The organism is Brevundimonas sp. UBA6550, from assembly GCF_002434505.1.
Taxonomy (GTDB): domain Bacteria; phylum Pseudomonadota; class Alphaproteobacteria; order Caulobacterales; family Caulobacteraceae; genus Brevundimonas.
The window spans coordinates 73,062-98,382 of record NZ_DJKE01000004.1 but is presented as its reverse complement, the minus strand read 5'-3'; the positions used below and the strand labels follow the sequence as shown (position 1 = coordinate 98,382).

Annotated in this window: 26 protein-coding genes; 11 read left to right on the top strand and 15 right to left on the bottom strand. The window is 67.8% G+C overall.

Annotation, left to right across the window (positions count from 1 at the left end; genetic code table 11):
• Positions 1 to 34 precede the first annotated feature (34 nt).
• Entirely contained in the window at positions 35 to 445 is a 411-nt protein-coding gene (locus tag B3Z70_RS03495) for a BLUF domain-containing protein (RefSeq protein ID WP_292020931.1), read from the bottom strand.
• Between the two features lie 80 nt (positions 446 to 525).
• Positions 526 to 927 carry a BLUF domain-containing protein gene (locus tag B3Z70_RS03490; RefSeq protein WP_292044690.1) on the bottom strand — a complete coding sequence of 134 codons (402 nt, stop codon included), beginning with the start codon at positions 925 to 927 and terminating at the stop codon, positions 526 to 528.
• Between the two features lie 132 nt (positions 928 to 1,059).
• On the opposite strand from B3Z70_RS03490, the gene hslV reads away from it, so the two are divergent.
• Entirely contained in the window at positions 1,060 to 1,632 is a 573-nt protein-coding gene (hslV, locus tag B3Z70_RS03485; RefSeq protein ID WP_292020950.1) for an ATP-dependent protease subunit HslV, read from the top strand.
• 9 nt (positions 1,633 to 1,641) lie between these two features.
• Here the strand turns inward: hslV and B3Z70_RS03480 are convergent, their stop codons facing one another.
• Together B3Z70_RS03480 and B3Z70_RS03475 are read right to left on the bottom strand one after the other, a co-directional pair.
• Positions 1,642 to 2,223: an ATP-dependent Clp protease proteolytic subunit gene (locus B3Z70_RS03480; protein ID WP_292020936.1), complete on the bottom strand. Its 582-nt coding sequence runs from the start codon at positions 2,221 to 2,223 to the stop codon at positions 1,642 to 1,644.
• A complete protein-coding gene (locus B3Z70_RS03475; protein WP_292020938.1) occupies positions 2,223 to 2,429 on the bottom strand; it encodes a hypothetical protein in 207 nt (68 codons plus the stop codon). Before B3Z70_RS03475 ends, B3Z70_RS03480 begins: the two co-directional genes overlap by 1 nt.
• Positions 2,430 to 2,592: 163 nt before the next feature.
• Between B3Z70_RS03475 and hisS the strand changes: the two genes are divergently transcribed.
• Entirely contained in the window at positions 2,593 to 4,083 is a 1,491-nt protein-coding gene (gene hisS, locus B3Z70_RS03470; RefSeq protein ID WP_292020940.1) for a histidine--tRNA ligase, read from the top strand.
• A 355-nt stretch (positions 4,084 to 4,438) separates the two neighbouring features.
• On the opposite strand, the gene B3Z70_RS03465 is transcribed toward hisS, so the two are convergent.
• Entirely contained in the window at positions 4,439 to 6,562 is a 2,124-nt protein-coding gene (locus B3Z70_RS03465; RefSeq protein ID WP_292020942.1) for a M13 family metallopeptidase, read from the bottom strand.
• 155 nt (positions 6,563 to 6,717) lie between these two features.
• On the opposite strand from B3Z70_RS03465, the gene B3Z70_RS03460 reads away from it, so the two are divergent.
• Together B3Z70_RS03460 and B3Z70_RS03455 are read left to right on the top strand one after the other, a co-directional pair.
• On the top strand, positions 6,718 to 8,556 hold the full coding sequence (locus tag B3Z70_RS03460; protein ID WP_292020943.1) for a cation:proton antiporter: 1,839 nt from the start codon (positions 6,718 to 6,720) through the stop codon (positions 8,554 to 8,556).
• Positions 8,557 to 8,751: 195 nt separating this feature from the next.
• Complete coding sequence (locus tag B3Z70_RS03455; RefSeq protein ID WP_292020946.1) at positions 8,752 to 9,393, top strand: TetR/AcrR family transcriptional regulator; 642 nt, start codon at positions 8,752 to 8,754, stop codon at positions 9,391 to 9,393.
• Between the two features lie 63 nt (positions 9,394 to 9,456).
• Here the strand turns inward: B3Z70_RS03455 and B3Z70_RS03450 are convergent, their stop codons facing one another.
• From B3Z70_RS03450 to B3Z70_RS03440, 3 genes are read right to left on the bottom strand one after another with little or no spacing between them, the layout of a single operon-like run.
• A complete protein-coding gene (locus B3Z70_RS03450) occupies positions 9,457 to 10,038 on the bottom strand; it encodes a Smr/MutS family protein (RefSeq protein ID WP_292044689.1) in 582 nt (193 codons plus the stop codon).
• Complete coding sequence (locus tag B3Z70_RS03445) at positions 10,035 to 10,274, bottom strand: helix-turn-helix domain-containing protein (protein WP_292044687.1); 240 nt, start codon at positions 10,272 to 10,274, stop codon at positions 10,035 to 10,037. The genes B3Z70_RS03450 and B3Z70_RS03445 overlap by 4 nt, the downstream gene beginning before the upstream one ends.
• Before the next feature lie 23 nt (positions 10,275 to 10,297).
• On the bottom strand, positions 10,298 to 10,891 hold the full coding sequence (locus B3Z70_RS03440) for a DUF2975 domain-containing protein (RefSeq protein WP_292044685.1): 594 nt from the start codon (positions 10,889 to 10,891) through the stop codon (positions 10,298 to 10,300).
• Between the two features lie 454 nt (positions 10,892 to 11,345).
• On the opposite strand from B3Z70_RS03440, the gene rdgB reads away from it, so the two are divergent.
• Complete coding sequence (rdgB, locus tag B3Z70_RS03435) at positions 11,346 to 11,948, top strand: RdgB/HAM1 family non-canonical purine NTP pyrophosphatase (RefSeq protein WP_292022706.1); 603 nt, start codon at positions 11,346 to 11,348, stop codon at positions 11,946 to 11,948.
• A gap of 1 nt (position 11,949) precedes the next feature.
• A complete protein-coding gene (hemW, locus tag B3Z70_RS03430) occupies positions 11,950 to 13,107 on the top strand; it encodes a radical SAM family heme chaperone HemW (RefSeq protein WP_292022712.1) in 1,158 nt (385 codons plus the stop codon).
• A gap of 4 nt (positions 13,108 to 13,111) precedes the next feature.
• Here the strand turns inward: hemW and B3Z70_RS03425 are convergent, their stop codons facing one another.
• The gene (locus B3Z70_RS03425; protein WP_292022704.1) at positions 13,112 to 14,287 is read right to left on the bottom strand and encodes an acetyl-CoA C-acetyltransferase; all 1,176 of its coding nucleotides are present in this window, start codon (positions 14,285 to 14,287) and stop codon (positions 13,112 to 13,114) included.
• A 159-nt stretch (positions 14,288 to 14,446) separates the two neighbouring features.
• On the opposite strand from B3Z70_RS03425, the gene trhA reads away from it, so the two are divergent.
• The 3 genes from trhA to B3Z70_RS03410 all read left to right on the top strand — a co-directional run bounded on the left by trhA (position 14,447) and on the right by B3Z70_RS03410 (position 16,236).
• Positions 14,447 to 15,160: a PAQR family membrane homeostasis protein TrhA gene (gene trhA / locus B3Z70_RS03420; protein ID WP_292022701.1), complete on the top strand. Its 714-nt coding sequence runs from the start codon at positions 14,447 to 14,449 to the stop codon at positions 15,158 to 15,160.
• A gap of 66 nt (positions 15,161 to 15,226) precedes the next feature.
• A complete protein-coding gene (gene phaR, locus B3Z70_RS03415; RefSeq protein ID WP_409410564.1) occupies positions 15,227 to 15,883 on the top strand; it encodes a polyhydroxyalkanoate synthesis repressor PhaR in 657 nt (218 codons plus the stop codon).
• Positions 15,880 to 16,236 carry a hypothetical protein gene (locus B3Z70_RS03410; RefSeq protein ID WP_292044683.1) on the top strand — a complete coding sequence of 119 codons (357 nt, stop codon included), beginning with the start codon at positions 15,880 to 15,882 and terminating at the stop codon, positions 16,234 to 16,236. The genes phaR and B3Z70_RS03410 overlap by 4 nt, the downstream gene beginning before the upstream one ends.
• Before the next feature lie 162 nt (positions 16,237 to 16,398).
• On the opposite strand, the gene B3Z70_RS03405 is transcribed toward B3Z70_RS03410, so the two are convergent.
• The 3 genes from B3Z70_RS03405 to B3Z70_RS03395 all read right to left on the bottom strand — a co-directional run bounded on the left by B3Z70_RS03405 (position 16,399) and on the right by B3Z70_RS03395 (position 19,548).
• Positions 16,399 to 16,824, bottom strand: a complete 426-nt coding sequence (locus B3Z70_RS03405) for a hypothetical protein (protein ID WP_248119426.1) — start codon at positions 16,822 to 16,824, stop codon at positions 16,399 to 16,401.
• 106 nt (positions 16,825 to 16,930) lie between these two features.
• The gene (locus B3Z70_RS03400) at positions 16,931 to 17,845 is read right to left on the bottom strand and encodes a hydroxymethylglutaryl-CoA lyase (protein ID WP_292044679.1); all 915 of its coding nucleotides are present in this window, start codon (positions 17,843 to 17,845) and stop codon (positions 16,931 to 16,933) included.
• Positions 17,845 to 19,548 carry an ArnT family glycosyltransferase gene (locus B3Z70_RS03395; protein ID WP_292044677.1) on the bottom strand — a complete coding sequence of 568 codons (1,704 nt, stop codon included), beginning with the start codon at positions 19,546 to 19,548 and terminating at the stop codon, positions 17,845 to 17,847. Before B3Z70_RS03395 ends, B3Z70_RS03400 begins: the two co-directional genes overlap by 1 nt.
• Before the next feature lie 184 nt (positions 19,549 to 19,732).
• Here B3Z70_RS03395 and B3Z70_RS03390 point away from each other — a divergent pair, with 184 nt between their 5' ends.
• Positions 19,733 to 20,470 (top strand): glycosyltransferase family 2 protein, encoded by a 738-nt coding sequence (locus B3Z70_RS03390; protein ID WP_292020473.1) that lies wholly within the window; start codon positions 19,733 to 19,735, stop codon positions 20,468 to 20,470.
• Positions 20,471 to 20,719: 249 nt separating this feature from the next.
• On the opposite strand, the gene groL is transcribed toward B3Z70_RS03390, so the two are convergent.
• Together groL and groES are read right to left on the bottom strand one after the other, a co-directional pair.
• A complete protein-coding gene (gene groL, locus B3Z70_RS03385) occupies positions 20,720 to 22,366 on the bottom strand; it encodes a chaperonin GroEL (protein ID WP_292023580.1) in 1,647 nt (548 codons plus the stop codon).
• A 114-nt stretch (positions 22,367 to 22,480) separates the two neighbouring features.
• Positions 22,481 to 22,768, bottom strand: a complete 288-nt coding sequence (groES, locus tag B3Z70_RS03380; protein WP_292023578.1) for a co-chaperone GroES — start codon at positions 22,766 to 22,768, stop codon at positions 22,481 to 22,483.
• Between the two features lie 372 nt (positions 22,769 to 23,140).
• Between groES and B3Z70_RS03375 the strand changes: the two genes are divergently transcribed.
• On the top strand, positions 23,141 to 23,569 hold the full coding sequence (locus B3Z70_RS03375) for a hypothetical protein (protein WP_292023575.1): 429 nt from the start codon (positions 23,141 to 23,143) through the stop codon (positions 23,567 to 23,569).
• 53 nt (positions 23,570 to 23,622) lie between these two features.
• Here B3Z70_RS03375 and pgi read toward each other — a convergent pair whose 3' ends face one another.
• On the bottom strand, positions 23,623 to 25,230 hold the full coding sequence (gene pgi / locus B3Z70_RS03370; protein WP_292044674.1) for a glucose-6-phosphate isomerase: 1,608 nt from the start codon (positions 25,228 to 25,230) through the stop codon (positions 23,623 to 23,625).
• Between the last annotated feature and the right edge of the window lie 91 nt (positions 25,231 to 25,321).

The window sequence follows — 25,321 nt, the reverse complement described above, 5'->3', positions numbered from 1 at the left end:
GCGATCCCGACGGCGGATCGCGAGGGCCGAACGGTCAGACCGCGCCGGCGGCCGTCAGCGAAAGGTCGGTCAGCAGCCGATCCAGGGCGGCGTCCCTATCATCCTGGTCGATGTCCGCGCTCAGCAAGCGCGCCACGTCCGGCGTCGCCTCGACGCGCGCCATGGCCCAATCGGGGAACATCCGCGCCTCGACGCGCCGGTCGGACAGGACGGCCAGATTGGTGTGACGCCCGTCGGACCGCACGCGCGCCAGCGTCCGATCCAGATCGACCCGCGCGCCTTCCAGAACCTGCAGGAAACGCCCCTCATGCCGCATCAGAACGCCCGTCAGCTGGTCCCGGCGATTGTTGCGGTCGGACACGCCGATGATGTCCACCAGGGGCATCAGACCCGATGCGGCCGGCCCGGCGGCCTCGCTGACATAGACGATACGAAACAAGGGCATGGACCAAACTCATACGCAACTGCGGGCCACGGCCCCGCCACGACTGCTAGGGCATGAGCGTTAACAGAATGCAGCGCCGATCAGGCGGCGGCCCGACGTCGGACCTCGCCGCACAACAGGCGTTCCAGCTCGGTCGCGTCCAGCGTGTTCGGCACCCGGCCGGCCAGCGCCATTTCGACCTCGTGGGGCGCCAGGGCGCACATCCGCATCGGCTCGGCGGCCCGACGATGGATGACCGGGCGGTCACCCAGAATGTGCAGTTCGCCCTGACCATCCGTCTGCATCCGGCGCAGCGCGCGGTCCACGTCGACCCGCGCGCCTTCGATCATCTGCACCAGCCATCCGGCGTGGATCAGCATCACGCCGCTGATCTCGTCGCGCCGATTGTCCGCCATGGCTTCGCCGAGACGTTCAGCCGCAACGCGACCGTCAGGCGCGATCCCGCCGACCAATTCTCTCGCTATGACGAGGCGATAAAGCAAGGAGCTTTCCGTTTAATGCAAGGCTTGGGCAAGAACGTTGCCGTTATATCGACGACTTCGGTCGAAATATGACGTTGTTATGAAAGCGTGGCCGGACTTGATCGGGCGGCCCCGCCTGTCCATCTGTCGGTCATGACCCGATCCTTCGACGCGACCGCCTCTTCCTTTCCCGACTGGCATGGCACCACCATCCTGGCGGTGCGCAAGAACGGGCGCACCGTGATCGCCGGCGACGGCCAGGTCTCGATGGGACCGACCATCGTCAAGGGCGCGGCGCGCAAGGTGCGGACCCTGGCGGGCGGCAAGGTTCTGGCAGGCTTCGCCGGCGCGACCGCCGACGCCTTCACCCTGATCGAACGTCTGGAAGCCAAGCTGGAGCAGTATCCCGACCAGCTGGCCCGCGCCTGCGTCGACCTGGCCAAGGACTGGCGCACCGACCGCTATCTGCGCCGGCTGGAGGCGATGCTTCTGGTGGCGGACAAGTCGTCCATCTTCACCGTCACCGGCGTCGGCGACGTGCTGGAGCCGGAATACGGCGTCGCGGCCGTGGGTTCGGGCGGCAACTATGCTCTGTCGGCCGCTCGCGCCCTGATCGAGGAGACCGAGTTGGACGCCGAACAGATCGCCCGCAAGGCGATGAAAATCGCCGCCGAAATCTGCGTCTACACCAACGGCAATCTGACGGTCGAGACGCTGGACGCCTGACCCTGCGGGTCAGATCACGTCGGCGATCAGGCCCATCGTCTTGGCTTCCTGCGCCTCGACATACCAGTTTTCCGGCGCACGCTTCAGCACCTCGTCCATCGTCACCGACGACCCGCGAACCAGGTTCTCGAACCCTTCGTTCTGGATGGCGATGGAGTGTTCCAACTCGTGCAGCACCGCCTTGACCGACGCGATGCAGGTCGTCAGCGGCCCGGTGATGTGGAGTTCCTTGTCCATCTTGCGCTCATGGATCATCACCCGCGTGCCGCGCGTCAGATAGCGGTTCTCGACGGCGAAGAAGCTCATGAAGGTCGCGCCGGCCGAATAGATGGCCGCCTTGCCCAGGAAGACCAGGCGGCGCGACGGATTGATGTCGCTCTGGAACCGGACGTCCTCGCCCATCATGCGCGCCACCTCGGGATCGCCCCCCAGGGTCGACAGTTCGATCACCGTCAGCCCGGTCTTGGGCGCCTCGGCCAGCTGATCGCGGAAGCGGTCGTACATGGCGTAATCGACGGCGCCGGCCAAGAGGATGCGCGGCGTGTCGAAGGCTTCGGCGGTCAGGACGCCGGTCGGGGCGGAACGCGACATCAGGTTTCGGACGACGAGGCGGCGTCTTCGCTGACTGGATAGCCTTGTGCGGAGGCCCAGGATTTCGCCTCGCCAATGGAGAAGAAGGCCTGGTCGCGAATGCGGCGAGACCCTTCGGTATCGACCAGTTCGCACTCCCACCAGCGGATCGTGCGTCGGTCCGACGTGTTGCAGGTGCGGGCTACGAGAACGGCGTGTGGCGTCATGGCGATCAAGAACGAAACGTATGCGCCCAGGTTCCGCCCCAATGCGATTTATCTTCGCCTAAACAAACGCCTGTGTGCGATCTCGGGTATTCGTGGACCCGCGGCGGGCCGGCGGCCGGCCATGGAATTTGCGGTCGCCCGTCCCTTGGCTTAAGCGCGCGCCATGACCGAAGACGCCCCGATCCGCCCCCTCGCCCGCAATCCGCGCGGTTTCGCCGACAAGCGCGGCCGCGACCTGACCGCCGAACGCCGCCTCGTGGCGCGTGTGTCCGAGGTCTATGAGCGCTGGGGCTTCGAGCCGCTGGAGACCCCGGCCTTCGAATACGCCGACGCCCTGGGCAAATTCCTGCCCGACGCCGACCGCCCGAACGAAGGGGTCTTCGCGCTGCAGGACGACGCCGGGTCGGACGAGCCGGGCGAGTGGATGGCGCTGCGCTATGACCACACCGCGCCCCTGGCCCGGTTCGCGGCCCAGACCTGGGAGACCTTGCCCAAGCCGTTCCGCCGTTATGCCTATGGTCCGGTGTGGCGCAACGAAAAGCCCGGCCCCGGCCGCTTCCGCGAGTTCTGGCAGTGCGACGCCGACACGGTCGGTTCGGACCGGCCCGAGGCCGACGCCGAGATCATCGCCATGGCCTGCGAGGGTCTGCGCGGCGCCGGGCTGGATGCCGGACAGGCCCAGATCCGCGTCTCGAACCGCAAACTGTTCGACGGCCTGTTCGACGCGGGCGGCGTGAACGAGGCGGGCCAGCGCCTGACCGCTCTTCGCGCCATCGACAAGTTCGACCGTCTGGGCTGGGACGGCGTGGTCCAGCTGCTGGGCGAAGGCCGTCTGGACGACTCCGGCGACTACACCAAGGGCGCGCAACTGCCCGCCAAGGTGACGGCGGCCATCGAGGCCTTTCTGGCCTCGGCCAGTACGCCGGGCCTGTCGCGGGCCGAGACCCTGGACGCCGTCGCCCGTTCCGGCGATCTGGGCGCAGCGGGCGAGGCGGCGCTGAACGAACTGGCCGCCATCGACCGGGCGCTGAACGCCATGCGGGTCGATCAGGACGCGGTGAAGTTCGATCCGACCATCGTGCGTGGTCTGGAATACTACACCGGCGCCGTGTTCGAGGCCGAACTGCTGCTGGACACGGTGGACGATAAGGGCCGCCCGGTCCGCTTCGGCTCCATCGGCGGCGGCGGGCGCTACGACGATCTGGTCGCGCGATTCACGGGCCAGAGCGTGCCGGCGACCGGCTTCTCCTTCGGCGTCTCGCGTCTGGCCTCGGCCCTGCGGGCGGCGGGACGCGGCGCCGAGGACGCGGTGCGTGGCCCGGTCGTGGTCATCGTCTTCTCCGAGGATGACATGGGCCACTATCTGAACGCCGTCGCCGAACTGCGTGCGGCAGGCATTGCGGCCGAGCTTTATCTGGGTCGCGCGGGCATGAAGGCCCAGATGAAATATGCCGACCGACGCGGCGCCCCCGCCGTCGTCATTCTGGGCGGCGACGAGATCGCGGCGGGCGAAGTGACCATCAAGGATCTGGACGCCGGACGCGCCGCCGCCGCCGCCATCGCCGACAACGACGCCTGGAAGGCCGAACGCCCCGGCCAGATGAAGATCGCCCGCGACGGCCTGGTCGCCGCCATCAAGGGCATTATCGAATAAGCTTCGATAATATGTGGGCGCTAAAATGAGTTATCAGCGATAAGTCGAAGAAAGTTCGACTCTGGCGAAACGGGCCGTTGACGACCGACCGGCCCTTGCGTCAAATGAACTCACTCGAGGGCAAGCGTTGCTCAAGCGCGCAGCACTCGAAGGCGTTTCGGGGAGGAAACGTCCGCTCTTTAAAGAGCAAGATAGCCCGCTGCGATGTATCCCCCGCAGCGGGCTTTTCTATGCCTGAAATCCATGTTCCCCTTGGCTTTGCCGCCCGCGCACGCCGCGCAATGGGGCCGCGCGTCGGCCATGAAAAAGGCCGGGGCGAATCCCGGCCTCTTCCGTCTATCGAAGACCCGTCGTCTTACCAGATGCGAACGCGCTGGTCCGGCGTCAGATAGTATTTCGTGCCGGGCTGAACGTCGAAGGCGTCGTACCAGGCGTCGACGTTGCGCAGCGGGCCGATGACGCGGAACTGGGCGGCCGAGTGCGGATCGGTGGCGACCTGCTGCTTCAGCGCCTCGTCGCGATATTTCGACTGCCAGACCTGGGCCCAGCCGTAGAAGAAGCGCTGGTCGCCGGTCGTGCCGTCGATCACCGGCGCCGGCTGGCCGTTCAGCGACAGGTGATAGGCCTCCAGCCCCACGGCCACGCCCGAGGCGTCGCCGATGTTCTCGCCCATCGTCAGGCCAGGGTTGATGTGATAGCCGGCGATCGGCTCATAGGTGGCGTATTGTTCGCCCAGGCGCGCGGTCAGGGCCTCGAACCGGGCCTTGTCCTCGGCGGTCCACCAGTTGCGCAGCACGCCGTCGCCGTCGGACTTGGAGCCCTGGTCGTCGAAGCCGTGGCCGATCTCGTGGCCGATCACCCCGCCGATGCCGCCATAGTTGACCGCCGCATCGCCGTTCGGGTCGAAGAAGGGCGGCTGCAGGATGGCGGCCGGGAAGACGATCTCGTTATTGGCCGAGTTGTAATAGGCGTTGACCGTCTGGGGGGTCATGCCCCACTCGGACTTGTCGACCGGCTCGTTCAAACGCGACAGGTCGTAGTTCCATTCGAACAGGCCGCGACGCTCGGCGTTGCCGACCAGGTCGTCGGCGCGGATGTCCAGACCGGAATAGTCGCGCCACTTCTCGGGATAGCCGATCTTGACGGTGAATTTGCGCAGCTTCTCCTGCGCCGCCGCCTTGGTCTCGGCCCCCATCCAGGTCAGGTTCTCGATGCGGTGCGACAGGGCGGTGCGCAGATTGGCGACCAGCTCTTCCATCTTGGCCTTGGATTCGGCCGGGAAATACTGGGCGACGTAGAGACGGCCCGTCGCTTCGCCCAGCGAACCCTCGGCGAAGGAGATGGCGCGCTTTTCGCGGGTACGCTGTTCGGGCTGGCCCGACAGGTCGCGCGAGCGGAACTCCCACTGGGCGTCCGAGAACCGCTTGGACATCAGCGGCGCCATGTCGTCGGCGGTGTGGAAGGCTTCCCACGCCTGCAACAGGGCGACCGGCGTCTCGGCGTAGATGGCCGCGATCTTGGGCATGGCCGTGTCCTGACGCACGATCAGGCGCGGCACGCCGCCCAGCTTGGCGGCGTCGTAATAGTCCTGCCATTCGAAGCCGGGCGCCTGCTGGGCCAGCTGGGCGATGGTGAACTCGTTATAGGTCTTGTCGCGATTGCGGTTCTCGACCGGGCTCCAGTGGGCCTCGGCGATCTTCTGTTCCAGGGCGACGATCTGGGCGGCGGTCTCGGTCGGGTTCTCCCAGCCGATCATCGTCAGCATCCGGCCCACATAGGCCTGATACTTCTCCTTCTTGTCCGCATAGCGGGCGTCCAGATAGTAGTCGCGGTTGGGCAGCCCCAGGCCCGACTGGCCGGTCGAGACGACGTAGCGGGTCGGCTGTTTCGCATCGATGGTGATGCCGGTGCCGAAGAAGGAGCCGCCGAAACGGCCGACCGTCTGACCCATATAGACGGCCATCTTCTCATGGCTGTCGGCGGCGCGGATCGCGGCCAGATAGGGTTGCAGCGGCTGAGCGTCCAGCTGCTCGATACGCGCCTCGTCGCTGTAGGAGCGATAGGCGTCGGCGATCTTGGCCTCGTCCGAACCGGGGGCCAGATCGCGGCGCGCGGCCAGACCCGTCACCAGCTCCTTCATGCGGTTGTCGGACAGTTCGCGCAGCAGGGCGAAGGAGCCGTAGCTGGTGCGGTCCGACGGAATGACCAGCTTCTCCAGCGCCTTGCCGTTGGCGAACTGGAAGAAGTCGTCGCCCGGCTTCACCGCCGTGTCGCGGCCCGCCATGTCGAAGCCCCAGGTTCCGTAGCGCGGCGCCTGCGTGCCCTGCCAGCCGGCGGCGGTCTCTTCGCCCGAGAACAGGGAGACGATGGAGCAGGTCTCGTCGATGCAGGCGTGGTCGTGGTCGGCGTCTTGAGCGAAGGCGGCGCTGGCGGGCAGCAGAAGGGCGCCGACGGCGGCGCCGATAAGCAGTCGTTTCATCACTGGATCCTAGGCTCCGCCCCGGAAATGGGCGGTTCGGCGCGGACCCTAGACCCGGTTGGGGGTCTGTCGCCTTAAAAAAAATTCATGAAAGCGCTGCGACGTCTCGCCACGGTCGCCGGTTCGGGGTCAGATGCGCCGACGACGGAGGGGCGATGCACGGACACGGCGCGGACTATAAGGATTTGGTGGTCTTCCTGGCCGCCGCCGGGGTCATGGTGCCCCTGGTCAACCGGCTGAAGATCAGCCCGGTGCTGGGTTTCCTGGCGGCGGGCGTGGTTCTGGGGCCGGACGGTCTGGCCCGGTTCGCCCACGCCCTGCCCTTCCTGTCCTATTTCACCATCAACGATCCGGGCCAGCTGGCGCAGCTGTCGGAACTAGGCGTGGCCTTCCTCCTGTTCATGATCGGGCTGGAGCTGTCTTGGGAGCGGCTGCGGGCCATGCGCCGGCTGGTGTTCGGCCTGGGGCTGATGCAGGTGGCGGCCTGCACCGCGGTCCTGGCAGGCGGTTTCATGCTGATGGGCCAGACCCTGGCCAGCGCCGTGGTTTTGGGCATGGGCCTGGCCCTGTCTTCGACCGCCGTGGTCATGCCGGTCCTGGCCGAACGCGGACGGCTGAAGGGCGTGGTCGGCCGTTCGACCTTCGCCATCCTGCTGGCCCAGGACCTGTCGGTGGCCCCCATTCTGATCACCGTCACCGTTCTGGCGGCCGTAGCCCAGCAGGGCGGGGCGCTGGACGCCGCCATCCTGGGGCGGTCGCTGTTCACCCTGATCCCGGCGGCGGTCGGGCTGGGTCTTCTGGTCCTCCTGGGACGTGTGGTGCTGCGGCCCATGTTCCGGTCGGTGGCCAAGGCGCGCAAGGCGGCCCAGGGCGGGGAGCTGTTCGTCGCCGCCAGTCTGCTGGTCGTCGTCGGCGCCGGGCTGGCGGCCCAGGCCAGCGGTCTGTCCATGAGCATCGGCGCCCTGGTCGCCGGAGTCCTTCTGGCCGAGACCGAGTTCCGGCGCGAGGTCGAGGTGTCGATCGAACCATTCAAGGGGCTGCTGCTCGGCGTCTTCTTCGTCGGCGTCGGCCTGGGGCTGGACCTGGACGCCATCGCCGCCGATCCCATCGGCGTATTCGGCCTGGCCCTGGCCCTGACGGCGGTCAAGACCGGCGTGATCTTCGCCCTGGCGCGGCTGTGGGGACTGGGCGCGCGGCCTGCGCTGGAGACGGCCCTGGTCCTGGCCCCGGCGGGCGAGTTCGCCTTCGTCGTCTTCGCCACCGGCATGGTCGAGGGCCTGGCCCCGGCCGGCCTGACCAACACCGTCGCCCTGTCGGCCACCCTCAGCATCTTCTCCATTCCGCTGCTGGCCATGATCGGCCAGACGCTGACGAAGCGGACCGGACCGAACGCCACGGCTCTGCCCGATATCCCCGCCCCGGCGGCGGCCGACGGCGCGGTCATCATCGTCGGCTTCGGCCGAGTGGGCCGTCTGATCGGCGAGATGCTGAAGGAACACGACCAGCCGTTCATCGCCCTGGACACCGACGCCGCCGCCGTCGCCGCCGGCCGTCGCGACGGGTTCGAGGTCTTCTATGGCGACGCCGGTCGGCGCGAGATGCTGCAGCACTGCGGCGTCCAGTCGACGCGCGCCCTGATCGTGACCATGGACGCCCCGGCCAAGGTGGACGAGGTGGTGCAGACCGCGCGGGCCATGCGCGACGACCTGATCCTGATCGCCCGCGCCCGCGACGACCAGCACGCCATGCGCCTGTATGCCTTGGGCGTCACCGACGCCGTGCCGGAGACGACCGAGGCCAGCCTGCAGCTGGCCGAGAACACCCTGGTCGACCTGGGCGTGCCGATGGGTCTGGTCCTGGCCTCGATCCACGAACGGCGCGACCAGTTCAGAAAGGCCTTCCAGGCCGCGACGCCGGTCGAGCGTCGCAATCGCCCCAGCCGCGCCCTGCGCCGCACGGCGCGGCCCGCCCGCCCCGAACCCAACGTCAGCTAAGGGTCGATACCTAGCGTCGTCTGGCGGACCCATTTTCGTCATGGTTCCGTGATGCAAGCGCGACATTGCTATTTCTGCGCCGATAGGGCGGAAAGCGCCTGTCCGTCCCGGCACCGGGCCGCGATCTTCACCTCAAGTCGCCTTCGGGCCCGCCTGCGGCGTCCGAGACTTAAAGTAGAGTAAAAGCCTGATTTCATGACTGATACCGTCGCAACCCTCGCCGTCGAACCTCGCTTGAACCGCCGCCAGGCCGCCAAGATCCGCACACGGCAAAAGGTTCTGGACGCCGCCCGCTCGCTGTTCGCCGAGCGGGGCTACGAGCCCGCCACCATCCGCGACATCGCCAAGGGCGCGGGCATGTCCACCGGCGCCGTCTTCGCCAACTTCCAGGACAAGGCCGAACTGTTCGAAGCCGTCCTGACCGAGGACATGACGCGCCTGGCCGAGGTGGTCGAGGCCGCCGCCCCGGCGGGCGAGCCCGTCCGCCAGCGTCTGCTCAGCGCCCTGACCGCCGGCTATAAGTCGTCGCTGGAGCATTTGCCGCTGTTCCAGGCCATCGTCGCCCGCTCGTGGTTCCAGCCCCTGGCCGCCGAGATGCGCGCCCGCGCCGCGACCAAGAATCTGCTGTTGGCCATCGGCGGCATTCTTCAGGACGCCGTGGCCAAGAACGAGCTCAGCAAGGACGCCGACATCCGCCTGTTGGTCGAGCTGATCTGGGACGCCTATCTGTCCAACTATCGCCGCGCCGCCTATGACGAATGGGGCGCGCAGGCCCTGTCGGACCATATGGGCAAGCAGATCGACGTGATCCTGGCCGGCGCGCTCGCCGCCAAATAGGTCGACGACAGACCGCTTCGAAAGGCCGGGTCCGCCAGCGCGGGTCCGGCCTTTTTCCATGGCTCAGACGCGGCGCTTCAGGGTGACGTAGAAGGCGCCGTTTCCCCCGTGCCTCTGGTGGGCCGTGGTGAAGCCGGACACCACGCCGCGCAAGGCGGGCGAGTGCATCCATTCGGCGAAGGCCGAACGAATCACGCCGCCGCCCATCCGGCCCTGGCCGGTGATGACCAGAACCGCCCGCATCCCGCGCGCCTGACACGAGATCAGAAAGCCGCGCAACTGGTCCTCGGCCTCGAAACGGCCAAAGCCGTGCAGGTCGATGCGCGCCTCGATGGGGTCGCGTTCGCGCGACAGCCGCTGCTTGCGGCGCGGCTCCAGCGCTTCCGGCGCCGGCTTGGGGCGTGTGGGCAAAACGCGCGGCTTGTCGATGGGCGAGGCCGGCGCCGGGCGCGGCGGCTTCGGCGCCGGTCGCAAGGGTCCTGGCGACGTCGGCGCGATCACGGGCGGCGGCGTCTCCGCGCCCGGCGTGACGCGCGCGGCCTTTCGCGTGCGCGGCGGGGCGACCGAGTTGGACACCCGGGTCCAGATGCGACGGTCCTCGGGCGTCAGCCCGTTTTCGTCGCGCCCCGGCCCCTTTCGCCTCATGCCGCCTCGTCGTCCTCGAACACGTCGCCCGGACCCGGCTCGTGCGCCAACAGGTCGCCGGGCTGGCAGTCCAGTTCGCGGCACAGGGCGTCCAGGGTCGAAAACCGCACCGCCCGCGCCTTGCCCGTCTTCAGGATCGACAGATTGGCCACCGTCACGCCCACCCGATCCGCCAGTTCGGTCAGGGACATGCGGCGTTCCACGAGAACGCGATCGAGCTGGACGCGAATGGCCATGCGGAAATCCTAGTCGAAACGGCTCAGATCGTCAGTTCGGATTCGCGGCGCAGGCGCGCGCCCTCGCGGAACACCTCCGCCAGCACGAAGACGATCAGGACGGAGAATATGGGGGTCAGCAGTTCGCCCAGGCCCTGCGGGTCCATGACCCCCGGCGCCAGCCGCTTGGCCACGAACCCTTGCGCCAGCCAGACGCCGCCGGTCACCACCGCCAGGGTCAGGCCGATCTGGCGCAGGCGGCGCACATTGTCCGGCTGGAAAGGGTCGCCCATGGTCAGGGTGCGGATGATGCGGCGCAGGCTGCGCAAGATCAGCATGAAACCGCCGAAATAGGCCGTCGCGGCGCCCAGGCCGAACAGCAACAGGGTGCGCGTCAGCGGCAGTTGCTTGCCGCCGGCGTCGCCGCTGACGGTGATGTTCACATTGTCCAGGGGAATGAATATGGCCGCGATCACCAGCAGCAGCAGAAGCCCGGTGATCAGCCACAACAGCACATAGGCCACGTCCAGCACCATCTTCAGCACGCTGGACACCGATCCCGGCCCCATGGCCTTCAGCCATGTCAGGGATCGCGCCTCGCCTCGCTTCGTCGGATGTCGCGGCGTCGGCAGGCGCATGGCGGTTCTGGTCTCAGGTCTGAAGAGGGCGGGCGGCGGCCGCGCGGGGTGCGAAGAACCCGCGCGCGGCTCTATACATCGCGGTCTTCATGCAGATCGTCAAAACTCTCGTGATAGAAATGACGTAAGGATCAGAAGGCTTGCATCAGCACGGTGACGAGGGCGGTCGGCAGGGCGGCGATCAGAACCGTGCTGACGAAAGCAGCGCCGACCTTGTCCAGCCACATCGAGGTGTTCATCGTATGCATCGTAGTTCTCCGTCTTTCATGAGGGACGATTATCGCCCGGTTTGTTTTCTGATCGCACGAACGTTTCGGCTTTGACCGAAATCAAGAACGCTGCGACCTCGTTCTCGATGATCAAGAGATAGGCCGTGCGATGCGGAAAAGCACGTTACATATCGTTTAACGATATTAAACTTTGGCAATAGACTGTTTCAGCGGCAGGAGCGCCCATGACTCTCAAGCTTATCAAGGGGATGCGGATCGTCGTCGCGACCCACAATCCGGGCAAGGTGCCGGAAATCTCGGCCCTGCTGGGCGGAGATTACGAGATCGTCACGGCGGGCCAACTGAACCTGCCCGAGCCGGACGAGACCGAAACCACCTTCGCCGGCAACGCCATGCTGAAGGCGCGCCATGCGGCGGAACGGTCGGGCGCGGTGGCGCTGGCCGACGATTCCGGCCTGTCGGTCGCGGCGCTTGACGGGGCGCCGGGCATCTTCTCCGCGCGCTGGGCCGGGCCGGGCAAGGATTTCGCCGTGGCCATGACCAAGGTGGAGCAGCGTCTGGAGGAGATCGGCGCGACCGACCGCACCGCCTGGTTCACCTCGGCCCTGGCCGTCGCCTGGCCCGACGGTCCCTGCATCGTGGTGGAAGGGGTGGTCGACGGCCATCTGACCTTCCCGCCGCGCGGCGACCGGGGCTTCGGTTACGACCCCCTCTTCATTCCCCAGGGTGGCGACCTGACCTTCGGCGAGATGGAGCCGGCGGCCAAGGACGCGATCAGCCACCGCACCCGCGCCTTCGAGAAGCTGAGGGCCGTCCTGATTGACTGATATGCCGCCGCCCGATCCGGGGTCGGACGTCGCCCTCTATGTCCACTGGCCCTATTGTTCGCGCATCTGCCCCTATTGCGACTTCAACGTGGTGCGCGACCGGGGGCGGGCGGCCGAGCAGGCAGGGCTGGTCGCCGCCATCCTTCAGGATTTTCAGGCCCAGCGGGCCCTGACTGGACCCCGGCGGCTGGCCTCCATTTTCTTCGGCGGCGGCACCCCTTCGCTGATGGCGCCCGAGGCGGTGGCCCGTATCGTGGAGACGGCCGAACGCCTCTATCCGCCCGCCGGCCGGATCGAGATCACACTGGAGGCCAATCCCACCGACGCCGAGGCCGCCCGCTTCGCCGCCCTGGCCCAGGCCGGGGTCAATCGCCTGTCGATGGGGGTTCAGGCGCTGGACGACGACGCCCTTCGCTTTCTGGGCCGGGATCATTCGGCGGCTGAGGCCTATCGCGCTGTCGATCTGGCGCGCCAGGCCTTCGACCGGCTGTCCATCGACCTGATCTACGCCCGACCGGACCAGACGCCTCGGGCCTGGGCCGCCGAACTGACGACCGCGCTGGACCTGGGGTTCGAACACGTCTCGCCCTATCAACTGACCATAGAGCCGACCACCGCCTTCGGCCGGGCCTTGGCGCGGGGAACCCTGACCCCGCCGGACGAGGATGTCGCCGCCGCCCTTTACGAGACGACCCAGGCGGTTCTGTCGGCGGCCGGTTTCGACGCCTATGAGGTGTCCAACCATGCGCGCGGCCCGGCCGCGCGCTCGGCGCACAATCTGCACGTCTGGCGCGGCGGCGACTATCTGGGCCTGGGCCCCGGCGCCCACGGGCGGTTGACGCTGAACGGCGCCAGGACCGCCACCGTCGCCCACCGCCGCATCGCCGACTATCTGGCGGGCGTGGAGGCCTCGGCGCCCTGGTCGGACCGCGAAACCCTGTCGCCCGCGGACGCGGCGGAGGAACGGTTCCTTCTGGCGCTGCGCACCACCGAAGGCGCGCCAGCGACCCTGTTATCGGCGCTGGACCTGTCGCCCGAGGCCGCGCCGGTCGCGGACCTGATCGCGGACGGGTTCCTGACGCTGCGCCAAGGCCGGCTGATCGCCACCGACCGGGGCCGCCCCGTTCTGGACGGCGTGCTGAAGGCGCTTTTGACCTAACGCTTCACCCCCGCTCGACGCACAGGGCCACGCCCATGCCGCCGCCGATGCACAGGGTCGCCAGGCCCTTCTTGGCGCCCGACCGCTTCATCTCGAACAGCAGGGTCGTCAGGATGCGCGCGCCCGAGGCGCCGATGGGGTGGCCGATGGCGATGGCGCCGCCGTTGACATTGACCTTGGCCGGATCGAGGCCCAGCTCCTTGACCACGCACAGGCTCTGGGCGGCGAAGGCCTCGTTGGATTCGACCAGATCCAGATCGGCGACGCTCCAGCCCGCCTTCTCCAGCGCCTTCCTGGACGCCGGGATCGGCCCCGTGCCCATGATTGACGGATCGACGCCCGCCGTGGCGTAGGAGGCGATGCGGGCCAGCGGCTCCAGACCGCGCGCCTTGGCTTCATTCGCGCTCATCAGCACCAGAGCCGCCGCCCCGTCGTTCAGGCCCGAGGCGTTGGCGGCGGTGACGCTGCCGTCCTTGACGAAGGCCGGACGCAGTTTCTGCATGGCCTCGATGGTCGCGCCGTGACGGATGTATTCGTCCCTGTCGACCGTGACGTCGGCCTTCTTGCCGGGGATGACGACGGGAACGATCTCGTCGGCGAACTTGCCGGCGGTCTGGGCGGCCTCGGCCTTGTGCTGGCTGGCGACGGCGAACTCATCCTGGGCCTCGCGGCTGATCGACCACTTTTCGGCGATGTTCTCGGCGGTCTGGCCCATGTGATAGCCGTTGAAGGCGTCCCACAGGCCGTCCTTGATCATGGTGTCGACGAAGGCCACGTCGCCCATCTTGTGGCCGTTGCGAAGCTGTTGGGCGTGGGGCGCCTGGCTCATGCTTTCCTGACCGCCGGCGACGACGATCCGGGCGTCGCCCAGCGCGATCTGCTGGGCGGCGATGGCGACGGCGCGCAGGCCCGAGCCGCAGATCTGGTTCAGGCTCCAGGCGGCCGCCTCCTTGCGCACCCCGGCGCCCACGGCGGCCTGACGCGCAGGGCCTTGGCCCGCGGCGGCCTGCAGCACATGGCCCAGGATCACCTCGTCCACCTCCTCGCCCGAGACGCCGGCCCGCTCCAGCGCCGCCTTGATGGCGATCTCGCCCAGCTTTGACGCCGGCAGGGCGGCCAGACCGCCCATGAACGAACCGACCGGCGTGCGGGCGGCGGAGACGATGACGACCTCGGTCATGGGATTTCACTCTCTGCGGAATAAAGGTGCGTGGCCGTTTTGCCGCATCGGGGCGGCTTCGTCACCTGCGACGACGCGATCGGCGGCGGATTCAGGGCTTCGTCACCCTGTCGGCGCATTGTGGCGGAACGATAAGCGCGATCTGGGATTGGATTGGCCATGCTGCGCACGATCAAACGTCTTGTCGCCCACGTCTGCACGCCGGACGAGTTGGACATGATCGAACACTACCCCACGCGCGCGGAAAAGCTGGCGGACCTGTGGGTCCATGTCGTCGGACTGATGCTGGCGGCGGTCGGCGGGATCATCCTGGCGGGCCTGGCGGGGGTCTACACCGGCATCGGCGGCGTGCTGGCCACCGCCATCTATGCGCTGTGTCTGGTCGGGATGCTGACGGCCTCGACCATCTACAACTGGACCAACCCCTGCGCGGCGCGACCCGTGCTGCGGCGGCTGGACGAGGCGGCCATCTTCCTGATGATCGCCGGCAGCTACACCCCCTTCACCACCCAGCGGTTCGAGGGGGTGTGGGCCGTGGGCTTCACCACCCTGATCTGGACCTTGGCCTTCATGGGCGCGGGCGTGAAGCTGTTCGCGCCGCGCATCTCGGACAGGTTCTGGAGCGGGGTCTATGTCGTGTTCGGCTGGCTGGCGGTCGCCGCCCTTAAGCCGATGGTCGAGACGGTGCATCCGATCGCCCTGGCCCTGCTGGTGATCGGCGGGCTGATCTACACCGCCGGGGTCTTCGTCTTCATCAGCCCAAAGGTCCGCTTCCGCCGCGCCATCTGGCATGGTTTCGTCGTGACCGGCGCCACCGTCCACTGGGCGGCGGTGCTGGTCGGCGTCGTTCTGGCCCCCGCCTTGACGCACTGAGAAAACGCTCCGCACCCGGCGCATCGTCGCCCCCTCTGGCGCTTGAGCGCGCAAGGGGGGATAGTGATGCGTTGCAACATCGCGAGAACAAGCGTGGCTGACGAAAAAACCAAGGGCGGAAACAGGGATGCGACCGAGACGGTCGTCATCAAGAAGTATGCGAACCGACGCCTCTACAATACGCGAACCAGCGCCTATGTGACGCTGGAGGACCTGGCGACCATGGTGCGCGAGGGGGTCGATTTCGTCGTCTATGACGCCAAGACCAATGACGACCTGACCCGCCAGATCCTAACCCAGATCATCTTCGAGGAGGAAAGCCGGGGCGAGGCCCTGCTGCCGGTTCAGTTCCTGCGTCAGCTGATCGGCTTTTACGGCGGTCAGATGCAGGGGGTTCTGCCCTCCTATCTGGAAATGTCGCTGGCCAATTTCGGCAAGCAGCAGGAACAGTTCGCCAGCCAGATGAGCCGCGCCTTCGGAACCGGCGCGGGCGCCAGCCTGATGGAGGACGCGGCCCGCGCCAACATCGCCATGTTCGAACGGGCCATGCAGATGTTCCCCGGTTTCGGCTACGCCCGGACCGAGGCGAGCGCCGAGGCGCGGCCGGAACCAGCGGCTGCGGAGCCGGCTGCGAACGCGCCTGACGCCCTGGACGACATGCGCCGGCAGATGGACGAGATGCGCCGCCAGATCGACAAGCTGGCCGGCGCCAAGCCCAAATGACCGACCGCATCGGCGCCATCGGCGGGCCAGAGCGCATCGAGCGGCGCGAGGGCGAACGCCGCGAGCGCGAGCGGCGCGCGCGTCCGCCGTCGCGCGATCTGGTCCCGCTGGACGCGCCCGAACCGCAGGCCCAGGCGCAGGACCGCCCGGCAAGAGCTGCCGTGCAGCCGGCCATCGAACCGGGCCCGGCCGCCTTCGTCGCCCAGCAGATGGGCCAGAGCGGCCAGAAGCGCGGCCTGCGCGGCGGCCCGCCCGTGCTGGACGCGGCCCGCTCCGCCTATCTCGGGGCCGAGTATTCCGGCGCGGCCGAGCGTCGCCCGATCACCGGCAAGACGACCAAGACCGACATCTGACCGGACGGCACGGGGTTTGCTGGAAGCGTCGTCAGACGCCTCATGCCGGACCCGATCATGCCCGCCGCCTTCAGCCTCGCCGCCAAACTCTTCGATGTCGCCGTGGTGGCCCTGATCTTCTCGGTCTTCTCCTAAGGTCGGCCTGTTTGAGGCCGCCTGGCCTCACGCGCCGCCGAAGTCGAAATCCTTGCGCGAGGCGATGATGGTGACGATGAAGCCGGCCAGCACGTCCAGCAGGATCATCGTCACGATCAGGAAGAAGGTCGAAGTAGCGAAGCCCGGCAGCAGCAGGAACTCGATCAACACGCCGATGAACAGGATCATCGACAGGGCGTGATTGATGATGGCGACCCGCTGGCTGGACGTCGATTTCAAGAGTTCGAAGAACAGCAGGATCAGCCCCAGAAACAGGATCAGATCGCCCGAACCGATGGTCCATTGCGCGCCGGACGTCATTGTGACCGCGAACAGCGGATCGCGCAGCAGCACGTCCGCCTGCGCCACGCCCGCGTCGCCCGATCCGCCGAACAGCACCACGATATTGTAGAGGACCACCGGGATCAGCAGCAGCGGAATGGCGATCAGCATGGTCGGTCCTCTACGCGACCCGCCCCCGGGATGTTCGCGTCCATTCATCATGAATAGCTCCGTTTGCGACACGCCGCCACAGGGCCGCCGCAACGCCCTCGCTCCGTCAGGACCGGGGGAAGCCGCCTGCCCGACTGAGCGCAGAGGGCGCGGGCCGGCCGATGGCCTGGCCGATCCACCGCGCCGTGTCGATCAGAGCGTCCAAGTCATAGCCTGTCTGGAACCCGCCGCGCTCCAGCATATAGACCAGGTCTTCGGTCGCGATATTGCCCGTGGCGCCGGGTGCGAACGGACAGCCGCCGATGCCGCCGACCGAGGCGTCCAGCACGTCGATCCCGGCCTGAACCCCTGCATAGGCGTTGGCCAGGCCCGTGTTTCGCGTGTCGTGGAAATGCAGGCGCAGGGTCGCATCGGGCGCCGCCGCCCGGGCCGCCTCGACCTTCTGCGTCACCGCCCAGGGGTCGCCCACGCCGATGGTGTCGGCCAGACCGATCTCCCGGACCCCCATCGCCGCGATGGCCCCCACCATGTCCGCGACCTGATCGACCGAAACCTCGCCGTCGAACGGACAGCCCCAGACGCAGGAGATCATGGCCGACAGCGACGGCGCGCCCTCGGACGCCTCGGCATTGTGCCGCCGGGCCACGATGTCGGCCAGCATCGCCAGTTGGTCCTTCACCGCCAGGCCCTGGTTCTTCAGGCCGAAACCGTCCGTGGCGGCGACCGAGACATTGACCTCGTCCACCCCGGTCGCCAGCGCCCGATCATAGCCCTTGCCGTTGAGAACCAGGCCGATCCGGCTGCGGCCAACCTCGCGCGGCAAGACGGCCATGACGTCCTCGGCGCCGGCCATTTGCGGCACATATTTGGGATGGACGAAGGAGACGGCCTCGATCCGTTTGGCGCCCGCCGCCTCCAGCCGCCGCACCAGATCGGCGCGGACGGCGGGGTCCAGCACGGCCTTTTCGTTCTGCAGGCCGTCGCGGGGCCCGACCTCGACGATCTGGATGAAGCGGGCCATCAGGAAGCCCCATCCGCATCGTCCTGCGACGCGCCGTTCCCCGTCCCGTTTCTGGGCGGCGGCGCATAGACCGTCAGACTGACCTCGTCCCCGGCGGAATAGTTGTAGCCGTTGACCACCCCGACCGCCCGGCCCGACACGCCCAGGCGCGCGGCGGCGGCGCGGAAGGCGTCGGCGTCGCGGCCTTCGACGATGGCGGGCCGCCCCTCGGCCAGGGCCTCGGCGGCCCCTTGCGCGTCCGTCAGATCGGTGTCGCGCCCGGTCAGGAAGACGAAGCTGGGCTCATGGAAGCCGGTGATGGCAACGGGCCCCGGCGTGCGACCCTGACGCGGATGCAGGTCGGCGGCCTCCAGCGTCCGCTCCAGCCGGGGCGCGATGGCCAGGGGGCGCAGCTGGCGAATGGTGCCGGCCAGGGCCGCGTGCGCCACGATCCCGAAGGCCAGCGAGGCGATCAGGGCCGCGACCGGCGCCCGGTTCAGCAGCAGGAAGCCCCCCATGGCCCCGGCAGCCAGGGCCATGACCACCGTCAGCGCCGCCCACGTCTGGGCCGTCGAGGTGCCATAAACCGTCAGCCCATAGACCGTGATGCCGATGATCAGGATCGCCGCGAACACCGCCAGGGCCGCGCCCGTGATGCGCGACACCTTGCCGATGGGCCGGGCCAGGGCGGCGGCGGCCAGAAGCGCCAGCCCGCCGAAGGTCGGCAGGGTGTAGTGCCACAGCTTGGTCGGCGCCAGTTCGAACATCAGCCAGCCCGGCAGCACCCAGCACACCAGAAACCGGATCGCCGGCTCTGCCCGCCGGCTCCATCCCGTCGAGACGGCGGCGGGCAGCAGCAGGGTCGAGGGAAAGAACAGCAGGGGCGCCAGCAACAGATACATGCCAGGGAAGCCCGAATGGCTTTCGTGCGCGCCCGCGATCTTAGGCGCCAGATCGCCGCCGATGGCCTCGCGCCAGAAGCCGCCGTCTGTGGCGATGGTGATGGCGATAGCCCACGGCCCGACCATCAGCGCCACCAGCGGCAGGCCCCAGCCCCAGCCCAGCCGGTACAGCCATTTGACGTTCCGATCCCAGATCGACACGGCGATGACCGCCAGGGCGATGACCAGGAACCCGATCGGCCCCTTGATCAGGATCGACAGGCCCATGCCCGCCCAGAACAGGAATTTGTGCAGCCGTTCGGGCCGCTCTCCCGCCCGCGTCGCCATATAGATGCGGGCCAGGGCCGCCATGGCCAGGGTGGTCGCCCCGCACAGCATGGCGTCGGTCTTGGCGATGCCCGCCTCGGTGGACAACAGGAAGGTCGCCCCCATGATCGCCCCGCCGAGGAAGCCGACGCGGCTTCCCAGCATGGCCGACCCGGCCCAGGCCACCGCCCAGGCCGCCAGCATGGCGCCCAGCAGCGACGGAATCCGATAGGGCGCGATCTGGCGATCCTCGACGTCCGAGGTCAGGGCCACGGCCGCCGCCTGCAGCCAGTAGATGCCGACCGGCTTTTTCCAGCGCGGTTCGTCCTGAAAGCGGATGTCGACATAGTCGCCGCTCTCGACCATTTGGGCCGTGGCCTGGGCGAAGCGGCTCTCGTCGCGGTCCAGCGGCGGCATCAGCAACAGGCCCGGCAGGCCGGCGATCAGCGTCAGCAGGGCGGCGAACAGCGGCCCCCTCCAACCGGCGATAAGGTGATCCAGGTTCGGGCGGTTCATCCGAGCGTCGTATCACGCCCACGACGGTCGCCGAAAGCGCTCCGTCGCAGGACCGCCCACCATCTGGCATCCGAACGACGGAGAGGCGGCTTGGCCGCGCGCCCGCGCCCCTCGCCCGCGCCATGAGACGCAAGGTCGCACCGCCCGTTTCACTCGCGCCCGCGGATGCGCTAAGGAGCCACGAATGATCGACCGCGCCGCCTCCGCCCCCGACATTTCCGTCGTCGTGCCCGTCCATGACGAGGCCGGCGCCGCCGTGCCCCTGGCGCGCGAGATCGCCGCCGCCTTCGCGGGGCGGTCCTACGAGATGATCTTCGTCGACGACGCCTCGAAGGACACGACCCTGGCCGAGTTGAAGGCGGCCATGGCCGAACTGCCCGCCTTGCGCGTCCTGTCGCATGGCACCAATGCGGGTCAGAGCCGCGCGGTGCGCACCGGCGTCCTGGCGGCGCGCGGTCCTGTCGTGGTGACGATGGACGGCGACGGCCAGAACCCGCCCGCCGACGCCCCGCGCCTGGTCGACGCCCTGATGGCGGCGCCCGCCGACGTCGGCTTGGTCGGCGGCCGCCGCGCCAAGCGCCAGGACACCCAGGCCAAGCGCCAGGCCTCGATCTGGGCCAACCGCATCCGCCGCAAACTGCTCGGCGACGACGCCGACGACACCGGCTGCGGCCTGAAGGCCTTCCGCCGGGACGTCTTCCTGCGCCTGCCCTACTTCGATCACATCCACCGCTATTTGCCGGCGCTGATGATCCGCGAAGGGTTCAAGAACCAATACCTCGACGTGGACCATCGACACCGCGAAGTCGGCCGCTCGAAATACACCAACTGGGGTCGTCTACGCGCGTCCTTCTCGGACCTGTTGGGCGTCATGTGGCTGAAGACCCGCTCGCGCCGACCGGGCGCGATCTCGGAGTTCTAAAGCAGTCTGTCTCCTCCCCATTTCATGGGGAGGTGGCGCGACGCCTCTTCGCGTCGTGACGGAGGGGCTGGCGCCGCATCGCAGACGCCTGTGGGACTTCAGCCGCCCCTCCACCGCCTAGCCTGTCCTCGGGCTCGCCTTTGGCGAGACCCGGGGGCGGTCCCCTTTCCCTTTGAGCGGGGAGGAAAAGAAAAAGGGCGGGACCTTGCGGCCCCGCCCTTCTGCATTTCAGCAGTGGTCAGCTTGGACTTAGAAGTCCATGCCGCCCATGCCGCCCATGCCGCCCATGTCGGGAGCGGCGGCGCCGCCCGACTTCTTGGGGGCGTCGGCGACGGCGGCTTCCGTGGTGATCAGGATGCCGGCCACCGAAGCGGCGTCTTGCAGGGCCGTGCGGACGACCTTGGCCGGGTCGATGACGCCCATCTGCACCAGGTCGCCGTACTCTTCGGTCTGGGCGTTGAAGCCGAACGAAGCGTCGCCGTTCTCCAGCACCTTGCCGACCACGATCGAGCCTTCGACGCCGGAGTTTTCGGCGATCTGACGGATCGGAGCCTGCAGGGCGCGACGGATGATGGCGATGCCGGCGTTCTGGTCGGCGTTGTCGCCCTTGACCTCGGCCAGGATCTTCGACGCCTTCAGCAGCGCAATGCCGCCGCCGGGAACGATGCCTTCGTCAGCCGCGGCGCGCGTGGCGTTCAGGGCGTCGTCGACGCGGTCCTTCTTTTCCTTCACTTCGACTTCGGTCGAACCGCCGACGCGCAGAACCGCGACGCCGCCGGCCAGCTTGGCCAGACGTTCCTGCAGCTTTTCCTTGTCGTAGTCGGAGGTGGTGTCTTCGATCTGGCGCTTGATCTGGGCCACGCGGGCTTCGATCTCTTCCTTGCCGCCGACGCCTTCGACGATGGTGGTGTCGTCCTTGGTGATCGAGACCTTCTTGGCCTTGCCAAGCATGTCGAGCGTGACGCTCTCAAGCTTGATGCCCAGGTCTTCCGAGATGACCTGGCCGCCCGTCAGGATGGCGATGTCTTCCAGCATGGCCTTGCGGCGGTCGCCGAAGCCCGGAGCCTTGACGGCGGCGACGCGCAGGCCGCCACGCAGCTTGTTGACGACCAGGGTCGCCAGGGCTTCGCCTTCGATGTCCTCGGCGATGATCAGCAGCGGACGGCCCGACTGAACCACGGCTTCCAGGATCGGCAGCATGGCCTGCAGCGAGGTCAGCTTCTTCTCGAACAGCAGGATGAGCGGCTCTTCGAGTTGAGCCTCCATCTTGTCGGCGTTGGTGATGAAGTAAGGCGACAGGTAGCCGCGGTCGAACTGCATGCCTTCGACGACGTCGACGGTGGTGTCGGCGGTCTTGGCTTCCTCGACGGTGATGACACCTTCGTTGCCGACCTTGGCCATGGCCTGGGCGATCAGTTCACCGATTTCCGAATCGCCGTTGGCCGAGATGGTGCCGACCTGGGCGATTTCCGAGTTGTTGGAAACCGGCTTGGAGTTCGACTTGATCTCTTCCAGCACCAGGCCGACGGCCTTGTCGATGCCGCGCTTCAGATCCATCGGGTTCATGCCGGCGGCGACGGCCTTCAGGCCCTCTTGCACGATGGCCTGGGCCAGAACGGTGGCGGTGGTGGTGCCGTCGCCCGCCTTGTCGTTCGTCTTCGACGCGACTTCGCGGATCATCTGGGCGCCCATGTTCTCGAAGGCGTCTTCCAGCTCGATTTCCTTGGCGACCGACACGCCGTCCTTGGTCGAGCGCGGAGCGCCGAAGGACTTCTGGATCACGACGTTGCGGCCCTTGGGGCCCAGGGTCACCTTGACGGCGTTGGCGAGCACGTTGACGCCGCGCAGCATCTTGTCGCGCGCGTCGGTGTTGAAGTGTACGATTTTAGCGGCCATGCGGGCTGCTCCTTTGAAGCGTGAATGGTGATTGGTGAATCGTGATTATGTGACCTGATCGGCGGCTGACCTGAGGTCGCGCCATTCACGAGTCACGCTTCACGACTCACGAGCTCAGCTGAGGACGCCCAGGACGTCCGACTCTTTCATGATGATCAGGTCGTCGCCGTCGATCTTCACTTCCGTGCCCGACCACTTGCCGAACAGGATGCGGTCGCCGGCCTTCAGCTCCAGAGCATTGACCTTGCCGGACTCGTCACGGGCGCCGGGGCCGACGGAGACGACTTCGCCTTCCTGCGGCTTTTCCTTGGCGGTGTCGGGGATGATGATCCCACCCTTGGTCTTGGATTCTTCTTCAACGCGCTTGACCAGCACGCGGTCGCCGAGCGGACGGAACGCCATCGGACTTCTCCCTTAAAAACCCCCGGATCGGGGCGTTCTGAAACGGTGAGCCGACCCTCTCGCGATCGCCGTTTTGGCAGCCGACCGGCAAGAGTGCCAACACCCCGCGCAAGTAGGGGCGGGCGGGGAAAGCGTCAAGGCGAGGCCGGTGAAACAAATGCGAAGAATTGCGCCTTGCCGACGGCGTGCCCGCGACCCGTGCGGCGACGGTCAGCGTGGCCATGCAGTAGCCGCCGGCGCCTGACGCCTGTTCCGCAGGGTGAACCCAGGATGAACGACCGTCTGGCGGTGCGTTCAGACGCGGCGCGCTAAAACCGTCTCAACGTCGATGCGCTTTCCAACAGCATCGACCACGAAACAAAGGAGACGGATATGTCCAAGCTGCTGAAGATCACCGCCGTCGTCGCCGCCCCGATCGTCGCCATGACCCTGATGGCGGCCCCCGCCTCGGCCCAGTCGCGGGATCGCGACAACACCGGCCGCAACGCCCTGATCGGCGCGGCGGTGGGCGGCCTAGCCGGCGCCATCTACGGCAACGGCGACGGCAACTATATCGCGGGCGGCGCCCTGGCCGGCGCGGCGGTGGGGGCGGTGGCCTCGAACCGCGGCTCCAGCTGCGAATACTATCGCGGCGGCCAGTGCTACCGGAACCAGGGTCATTGGGAACGCGAGCACGGCATCGACCGCAACCGCTCGGGCTATGACTATCGCTACGACGGCCGCCGCTACGATTCGCGTTACGACCGTCGCGATTATCGCCGGGACGACCGCCGAGACTATCGCTACGACCGTCGCTGGTAAGCGATCGTCAGATCCAGATGAAGGCCCGACCGCCCGGTCGGGCCTTTTTCGCGTCAGCCCATCAGGCGTTTCATCAGCGCCGCCGTGGACGGGTCCAGATCGGCGGACGGACCGCCTGCATCGACGTCCTTCAAGATGGCCTTGGCCAGCACCTTGCCCAGTTCGACGCCCCATTGGTCGAAGCTGTTGATGTCCCAGATCACGCCCTCGACGAAGGTCTTGTGCTCGTAGAGGGCCAGCAGGGCGCCCAGCGTCCGGGGTGTCAGCCGGTCCATGACGATGGCGGTCGAGGGGCGGTTGCCGGTGAAGGTGCGGTGGGGCGCCAGGCGCGCGGCCTCGTCTTCCGACAAACCTTGCGCCAGACCTTCGGCCCTGGCCGCCTCGGTCGTCTTGCCGACCATCAGCGCCTGTCCCTGGGCCAGGGCGTTGGACCACAGCGGCGATTCCGGCGCGTCCTCATGGGTGCGGGCCACGATCACGAACTCGGCCGGCACGACGTCCGGCCCCTGGTGTATCTGCTGGAAGAAGGCGTGCTGGCCGTTGGTGCCCGGCTCGCCGAACACGACGGGGCAGGTCTGGCGCGTGACCGGGCTTCCGTCGCGATGCACCCGCTTGCCGTTCGATTCCATCTCCAGCTGCTGCAGGAAGGACGGCAGGCGGCGAAGCGCATGGGCATAGGGCGCCACCGTCCGCGCCGGGCGATTCAGGCCATCGACGTTGAACACCTGGGCCAGGGCCAGCAGGATCGGCGCGTTCCGCTCCAGCGGCGCCGAGACGAAGTGATCGTCCATGGCGGCCGCCCCGGCCAACATTTCTTCGAACACCTCCCAGCCCAGGGCGATGGCGCACGACAGGCTGACCGCCGACCACAGCGAATAGCGCCCGCCGACCCAGTCCCGGAACGCGAAAGTTCGACCACAGCCGAAGGCCGCCGCCTTATCGGGCGCCGCCGTCACCCCGATGAAGTGTTTCGTCATCCCCTCCGACGGCAGGGCCGCCGCCAGCCACGCCTTGGCCGCCTCGGCGTTGGCCAGGGTTTCCTGGGTGGTGAAGGTCTTGGATACGACCACGACCAGCGTCGTCTCGGGGTCCAGCCCGGTCAGGGCCTCGGCCATGTCGCGCGGGTCGATATTGGCGACGAACCTGAGGTCGATGGCCGGGTCCAGCGGGCGCAGCGCATCCCAGACCACGCGCGGCCCCAGGTCCGATCCGCCGATGCCGACATGGACGATGGCCTCGAACCTGCGTCCTGTCGCGCCCACCTCGGCGCCCGACCGCACCGCATCGGCATACGCCTTCATGTCCGCCCGCACGGCGTCCACCTCGGCAGAGACCGGCTGCCCCAGGGCCTTGAAGCCGGCGCCGGGCGCGGCGCGCAGGGCGGGGTGCAGCACGGCCCGCCCCTCGGTCAGGTTGACGGCCTCACCGGCGAACAGGGCCGCGCGCCGCCCCTCGACGTCGCTGGCGCGGGCCAGGTCCAGACAGGCGTCGAAAGCCGCGCGGGTCCAGCTCTGTTTCGACAGATCGACATAAAGCCCCGCCGCCTCGACCGACATTCGCCCCAGCCGGTCGGGATCGGCGGCGAACTGATCGACGATCCGCGCAGAGGCGGCCTCGGCGGCGGCTTGGTCGAAGGCGGTCCAGGCGGCATCGCGGGTCATCGTCGTCTCCATCGGGAATGACAGGGTAAACACTCGTTTACGGCTGGGGCGTATTCAGGTTCAACGTCCCAGCGGACGCTGAAACAGGAAG

Excerpts from the sequence above, each read along its gene's own strand:
- B3Z70_RS03495 (WP_292020931.1), bottom strand. The coding sequence starts at position 445 with ATGCCCTTGTTTCGTATCGTCTATGTCAGCGAGGCCGCCGGGCCGGCC.
- hslV (WP_292020950.1), top strand. The coding sequence starts at position 1,060 with ATGACCCGATCCTTCGACGCGACCGCCTCTTCCTTTCCCGACTGGCAT.
- B3Z70_RS03480 (WP_292020936.1), bottom strand. The coding sequence starts at position 2,223 with ATGTCGCGTTCCGCCCCGACCGGCGTCCTGACCGCCGAAGCCTTCGAC.
- B3Z70_RS03475 (WP_292020938.1), bottom strand. The coding sequence starts at position 2,429 with ATGACGCCACACGCCGTTCTCGTAGCCCGCACCTGCAACACGTCGGAC.
- hisS (WP_292020940.1), top strand. The coding sequence starts at position 2,593 with ATGACCGAAGACGCCCCGATCCGCCCCCTCGCCCGCAATCCGCGCGGT.
- B3Z70_RS03465 (WP_292020942.1), bottom strand. The coding sequence starts at position 6,562 with ATGAAACGACTGCTTATCGGCGCCGCCGTCGGCGCCCTTCTGCTGCCC.
- B3Z70_RS03460 (WP_292020943.1), top strand. The coding sequence starts at position 6,718 with ATGCACGGACACGGCGCGGACTATAAGGATTTGGTGGTCTTCCTGGCC.
- B3Z70_RS03455 (WP_292020946.1), top strand. The coding sequence starts at position 8,752 with ATGACTGATACCGTCGCAACCCTCGCCGTCGAACCTCGCTTGAACCGC.
- B3Z70_RS03450 (WP_292044689.1), bottom strand. The coding sequence starts at position 10,038 with ATGAGGCGAAAGGGGCCGGGGCGCGACGAAAACGGGCTGACGCCCGAG.
- B3Z70_RS03445 (WP_292044687.1), bottom strand. The coding sequence starts at position 10,274 with ATGGCCATTCGCGTCCAGCTCGATCGCGTTCTCGTGGAACGCCGCATG.
- B3Z70_RS03440 (WP_292044685.1), bottom strand. The coding sequence starts at position 10,891 with ATGCGCCTGCCGACGCCGCGACATCCGACGAAGCGAGGCGAGGCGCGA.
- rdgB (WP_292022706.1), top strand. The coding sequence starts at position 11,346 with ATGACTCTCAAGCTTATCAAGGGGATGCGGATCGTCGTCGCGACCCAC.
- hemW (WP_292022712.1), top strand. The coding sequence starts at position 11,950 with ATGCCGCCGCCCGATCCGGGGTCGGACGTCGCCCTCTATGTCCACTGG.
- B3Z70_RS03425 (WP_292022704.1), bottom strand. The coding sequence starts at position 14,287 with ATGACCGAGGTCGTCATCGTCTCCGCCGCCCGCACGCCGGTCGGTTCG.
- trhA (WP_292022701.1), top strand. The coding sequence starts at position 14,447 with ATGCTGCGCACGATCAAACGTCTTGTCGCCCACGTCTGCACGCCGGAC.
- phaR (WP_409410564.1), top strand. The coding sequence starts at position 15,227 with ATGCGTTGCAACATCGCGAGAACAAGCGTGGCTGACGAAAAAACCAAG.
- B3Z70_RS03410 (WP_292044683.1), top strand. The coding sequence starts at position 15,880 with ATGACCGACCGCATCGGCGCCATCGGCGGGCCAGAGCGCATCGAGCGG.
- B3Z70_RS03405 (WP_248119426.1), bottom strand. The coding sequence starts at position 16,824 with ATGCTGATCGCCATTCCGCTGCTGCTGATCCCGGTGGTCCTCTACAAT.
- B3Z70_RS03400 (WP_292044679.1), bottom strand. The coding sequence starts at position 17,845 with ATGGCCCGCTTCATCCAGATCGTCGAGGTCGGGCCCCGCGACGGCCTG.
- B3Z70_RS03395 (WP_292044677.1), bottom strand. The coding sequence starts at position 19,548 with ATGAACCGCCCGAACCTGGATCACCTTATCGCCGGTTGGAGGGGGCCG.
- B3Z70_RS03390 (WP_292020473.1), top strand. The coding sequence starts at position 19,733 with ATGATCGACCGCGCCGCCTCCGCCCCCGACATTTCCGTCGTCGTGCCC.
- groL (WP_292023580.1), bottom strand. The coding sequence starts at position 22,366 with ATGGCCGCTAAAATCGTACACTTCAACACCGACGCGCGCGACAAGATG.
- groES (WP_292023578.1), bottom strand. The coding sequence starts at position 22,768 with ATGGCGTTCCGTCCGCTCGGCGACCGCGTGCTGGTCAAGCGCGTTGAA.
- B3Z70_RS03375 (WP_292023575.1), top strand. The coding sequence starts at position 23,141 with ATGTCCAAGCTGCTGAAGATCACCGCCGTCGTCGCCGCCCCGATCGTC.
- pgi (WP_292044674.1), bottom strand. The coding sequence starts at position 25,230 with ATGACCCGCGATGCCGCCTGGACCGCCTTCGACCAAGCCGCCGCCGAG.